This window comes from Streptomyces sp. NPDC002845, assembly GCF_053591955.1.
On record NZ_JBSFUU010000172.1, the window covers coordinates 1 to 5,355 of the forward strand.

Consider the following 5,355-nt stretch of genomic DNA (forward strand, 5'->3'; position numbering starts at 1 on the left):
GATGAACCACCCACCCAGCCGCACCTACCCGACCCACCCCGGGGGTCTGGGGGCGCAGCCCCCAGGGATGGGACGGGTAGGGGCGGCGGGGGCGAAACCAACTCACCCCCGCCACCGCACCGCCCACACACCCCTCCCAACCCCGGCACCCCGCCCCACTCAGCGGTACCCTGACCAGGCCGCATCAAGGCTCACCACGCACCCCGCCCCGAAGGGACCCGACATGCCGCTCGAAGCCGGCCTCCTGGAGATCCTCGCCTGCCCGGCGTGCCACGCCCCCCTCAAGGAGGAGGACACCGAGCTGGTCTGCACGAGCCAGGACTGCGGCCTCGCCTACCCCGTCCGGGACGGCATCCCCGTACTGCTCGTCGACGAGGCCCGCCGCCCCGCGTAAGCCGCACGCACCCACACAAGCCGCACCCGCCCACGCGCACCCACGCACGCGCAACGAAGACCCCGGGCGACAAGGGCAACCCGGCGATCGGAGGCTGCCGCCCATGCTCGACGAATCGCTGCTCGACACCCCCGACGCCCTGTCGGAGGCCGACCGCCGCAGCCTGCTCCGCGGCGCCGCCGAGGCCGGCGCCCGCGTCCGCACGGCCATCCGCCTCGGCACCGAGGCCGGCATCCCCCGGCTGAAGCCGGACGGCCGCCCCCGCGCCGTCCTGATCGCGGGCCCCGGCATGGCCTCCGCGGGCGTCGCCGACCTCCTCGGCTCCCTCGCCGGCTCCGGCTGCCCCGTGACCCGTCTGCACCCCTCCGGCGTCGCCCCCGCCCCGGGCGCCCTCCGCTGGGAACTCCCCGGCTGGGTCGGCCCGGTCGACCTCCTCCTGGTCGCCACCCCCGACGGCTCGGAACCCGGCCTGTCGATCCTCCTCGACCAGGCGTACCGCCGAGGCTGCGCGGTCGTCGCCGTGGCCCCCGCCCACACCCCCCTCGGCGAGGCGGTGGAAGGCACCCACGGCCTCTTCGTACCGATGGCGACCACCCCGTACGAACAGGACGCACCCCTCGGCGCCTCCGCCCCCGGCCTCCTGTGGGCCCTGCTCACCCCAATGCTCGCGCTCCTCGACCGAACCGGCCTGATCACGGCCCCGCCGGAGGCCCTGCACAAGGTCGCCGACCGCCTCGACCAGATCGCCGAGCGCTGCGGCCCGGCCATCGCCACGTACAGCAACCCCGCCAAGAGCCTCGCCGCCGAGCTGGCCGAGTCGCTCCCGGTGATCTGGACCGAGGGCACCGCCGCGGGCCCCGTGGGCCGCCGTTTCGCCGCCGCGCTGGCCGAACTGGCGGGCCGCCCCGCCCTCGCCTCCCAGCTGCCCGAGGCGCTCGCCTCGCACACGGTGCTGCTCTCCGGCGCCCTCGCCGCGGGCGCCGACCCCGACGACTTCTTCCGTGACCGTGTCGAGGAGCCCGCCGCCCTCCACGCGCGCGTGGTGCTCCTCCGCGACCGGCCCACCGGCGGCCTCAGCGCCGCCCCCGCCGCCCGTGACCTGGCCCTCAGCCACGACACGCCGATCAGTGAACTGGAACCCGAAGAGGGCGGCGACCTGGAAACCCTCGCCGAACTGATCGCCGTCACGGATTTCGCCGCCGTCTACCTGGCACTCGCCTCCGGGGCCTGATCCCTGCCCCGACCGCTTTGATCGGCGTATACGCGCGACGAAACGCGTACGACGCTGCGGCCCACCCGACCGCGTACGGAGAAAGAAACACCATGGACCGCCTCGACAACACCGTCCGCCCCTACGCCTGGGGCTCGACCACCGCCATACCGCAGCTCCTGGGCGTGGAACCCACCGGCGAACCGCAGGCGGAGATGTGGATGGGCGCCCACCCCGGCGCACCCTCGCGCACCGCGCGCGGCCCTCTCACCGAGGTCATCGACGAGGCACCAGAGCGTGAGCTGGGATCTCGAACGGTCGCCAAGTTCGGCGCCCGCCTCCCCTTCCTCCTGAAGATCCTCGCCGCCGGTGCCCCCCTCTCCCTCCAGGTCCACCCCAACCTCGAACAGGCGAAGGAGGGGTACGAGGACGAGGAGCGCCGCGGCATCCCGGTCGACGCCGGCCACCGCAACTACAAGGACGCCAACCACAAGCCCGAACTGATCTGCGCCCTCACGGCGTTCGACGGCCTGTGCGGCTTCCGTGCCCCCGACGAGGCCGCAGAACTGCTCGCGGGCCTCGACGTCGACTCCCTCAAGCCGTACGTCGACCTGCTGCACGCGCACCCCGAAGAGGCCGCCCTGCGCGAGGTGCTGACGGCGGTGCTCTCCGCCGACCCGGAGGCGATGGCCCAGTCGGTCACCGAGGCCGCGGCCGCCTGCGCCCGCCTCGGCGGCGCCTACGCCCCGTACGCCGACATCGCCCACCACTACCCGGGCGACCCCGGCGTCATCGCCGCCATGCTGCTCAACCACGTCCGACTGCAGCCCGGCGAGGCCCTGTTCCTCGGCGCCGGCGTCCCGCACGCCTACCTCAACGGCCTCGGCGTCGAGATCATGGCCAACTCCGACAACGTCCTGCGCTGCGGCCTGACCCCCAAGCACGTCGACGTCCCCGAACTCCTGCGCATCGTCCGCTTCGAGGCCACCGACCCCGGCGTCCTGCGCCCCGAGGCGTCCCCCGAGGGCGAGGAGGTCTACGAGACACCCATCGACGAGTTCCGCCTCTCCCGCTACGTCCTCCCCGAGGGCGCCGCCCCGCACGACCTCACCCGCCCGACCCCGCAGATCCTGCTCTGCACGGCCGGTTCCGTCCACGCGGGCGAACACACGCTCGCCCCCGGCGAGTCCGTCTTCGTCCCGGCAGGCGAAAAGGCCGAAGTGTCTGGTACGGGCACGGTCTTCCGCGCGACAGTCGTGGCCTGAGCGACGCCCGGGACGCCTGAACGCCGGTCCGGCGCGCCGCTGTCGGACCGGGCTGCAACAATGCCCCCTGCAAAAGGCGGGCAAAGCCCGGCCGACCATGGACAGCAGGGCGAAGGGACACCCCGGAGACATGAGCGCGTCAGGCGGCACCAAGGCGATCGTGGCGGCACTCGCCGCCAACCTCGCGATCGCGGTAGCGAAGTTCGTGGCGTTCCTGTTCAGCGGCTCGTCATCGATGCTCGCGGAGAGCGTGCACTCGCTCGCGGACTCGGGCAACCAGGGCCTGCTGCTCCTCGGCGGGAAGAAGGCCAAGCGCGAGGCGACCCCGCAACACCCCTTCGGATACGGCCGAGAGCGCTACGTCTACGCCTTCCTCGTCTCCATCGTCCTCTTCTCCGTCGGTGGCATGTTCGCCATCTACGAGGGCTACGAGAAGATCAAGCACCCGCATGAGATCGACCACTGGTACTGGCCCGTCGGCGTCCTCATCTTCGCGATCATCGCGGAGACGTTCTCCTTCCGGACGGCCATCCAGGAGTCCAACGCCCTGCGCGGCAAGCAGTCCTGGAAGGAGTTCGTGCGGCACGCGAAGGCCCCCGAGCTGCCGGTCGTCCTCCTGGAGGACCTCGGCGCCCTCGTCGGCCTGATCCTCGCCCTCGGCGGCGTCGGCGTGGCCCTGCTCACCGGCGACGGCGTCTGGGACGGCATCGGCACCCTCTGCATCGGCGTCCTCCTCATCCTCATCGCCATCGTCCTGGCCGCCGAGACCAAGTCCCTGCTCCTGGGCGAGGCCGCGGGCGCCGAAGACGTCACCAAGATCGAGAAGGCCGTCGTCGACGGCGACACCGTCACCGGCATCATCCACATGCGCACGCTCCACCTCGGCCCCGAGGAACTCCTCGTCGCCGCCAAGATCGCCGTCCAGCACGACAACACCGCCGTCGAGATCGCCTCCGCCATCGACGCCGCCGAGTCCCGCATCCGCCAGGCCGTCCCCATCGCCCGCGTCATCTACCTCGAACCCGACATCTACAGCGAGACCGAGGCTGTCAAGGGCCCCGACCCCGAAGCCACCCCGGGCGGCCCGACCCCGACCACCGAGCACTGATCACCGCTCGTACGAGACTTTTCCCGCGCGAGACCGGGGCCCGCCGAGCTTCTCGGCGGGCCTTTTCACGTCGTACGGCCGACTACATGCCGTACGACCGCCGGAAGCGCGCTTACGACCGCCGAAAGCACCCATACGACAGACGAAAGCACCCGTACGACCGCGAACGCGCCGTTCGACGAGGCTCGGGCCCCGGAAGCCGTCCATCCTTGGCCGGATCTGTACGGAGGCGGACTGGGGCCCGCCGGGCCGACCGGTGTAGCTTGGGTCGGAGCCAGACGTCGCTGCTGATGGCGGTCGGGCGGTCCCGATGCGGACCGACCGAGGGAGAGAGGGCCTCCGACGGACTGCGCTGCGCGCACCGGAGCACGACGCCCGTGCCCCGCCGGGGCAGACCTGTGCCCACCGCCGCGCAGACCAGCCGTACCCACCCTCGACCCGAAACCGAGGAGCAGCCCGCAATGACGACTGTCGACAAGCGACAGGACTTCAAGGTCGCCGACCTCTCCCTGGCCGAGTTCGGCCGCAAGGAGATCACCCTCGCCGAGCACGAGATGCCCGGCCTGATGGCGATCCGCAAGGAGTACGCCGAGACGCAGCCCCTGGCCGGTGCGCGCGTCACCGGTTCCCTGCACATGACGGTGCAGACCGCGGTACTCATCGAGACCCTGGTCGCCCTGGGCGCCGAGGTCCGCTGGGCCTCCTGCAACATCTTCTCCACCCAGGACCACGCCGCCGCCGCCATCGCCGTCGGCCCCAACGGCACGCCCGACAACCCCCAGGGCATCCCGGTCTTCGCCTGGAAGGGTGAGACCCTTCAGGAGTACTGGTGGTGCACGGAGCAGGCGCTGACCTGGCCGAACACGCCCACCGGCGGCCCGAACATGATCCTCGACGACGGCGGTGACGCCACCCTCCTCGTCCACAAGGGCGTCGAGTACGAGAAGGACGGCAAGGTCCCGGACGTCGAGACCGCCGAGTCCGACGAGCACCGCGTCATCCTCCAAGTGCTCCACCGCACCCTGGGAGAGAACCCCCAGAAGTGGACCCAGCTGTCCTCGGAGATCCGCGGCGTGACCGAGGAGACCACGACCGGTGTGCACCGCCTGTACGAGATGCAGCGCGACGGTGTCCTGCTGTTCCCGGCGATCAACGTGAACGACGCGGTGACGAAGTCGAAGTTCGACAACAAGTACGGCTGCCGTCACTCGCTGATCGACGGCATCAACCGTGCCACCGACGTGCTGATCGGCGGCAAGACCGCCGTCGTCTGCGGCTACGGTGACGTGGGCAAGGGCTGCGCGGAGTCCCTGCGCGGGCAGGGTGCCCGCGTGATCGTCACCGAGATCGACCCGATCTGCGCGCTGCAGGCGGCGAT

The 5,355-nt window shown here is 71.6% G+C and carries 5 protein-coding genes; all 5 read left to right on the forward strand.

Translation table 11 applies throughout. From position 1 onward, the window contains the following. Window positions 1–223: 223 nt before the first annotated feature. Window positions 224–394, forward strand: coding sequence for a Trm112 family protein (locus tag ACWD3C_RS47645; protein ID WP_451154935.1), 171 nt, complete (start codon window positions 224–226; stop codon window positions 392–394). Between the two features lie 103 nt (window positions 395–497). Continuing rightward, window positions 498–1,625, forward strand: a complete 1,128-nt coding sequence (locus ACWD3C_RS47650) for an SIS domain-containing protein (RefSeq protein WP_451154937.1) — start codon at window positions 498–500, stop codon at window positions 1,623–1,625. A gap of 92 nt (window positions 1,626–1,717) precedes the next feature. After that, window positions 1,718–2,869: a mannose-6-phosphate isomerase, class I gene (gene manA / locus ACWD3C_RS47655; protein WP_451154939.1), complete on the forward strand. Its 1,152-nt coding sequence runs from the start codon at window positions 1,718–1,720 to the stop codon at window positions 2,867–2,869. Window positions 2,870–2,999: 130 nt separating this feature from the next. Continuing rightward, window positions 3,000–3,977: a cation diffusion facilitator family transporter gene (locus ACWD3C_RS47660; RefSeq protein WP_451154941.1), complete on the forward strand. Its 978-nt coding sequence runs from the start codon at window positions 3,000–3,002 to the stop codon at window positions 3,975–3,977. 461 nt (window positions 3,978–4,438) lie between these two features. Further along, the coding region (locus ACWD3C_RS47665; RefSeq protein WP_451154943.1) for an adenosylhomocysteinase at window positions 4,439–5,355 on the forward strand (917 nt) is incomplete at its 3' end.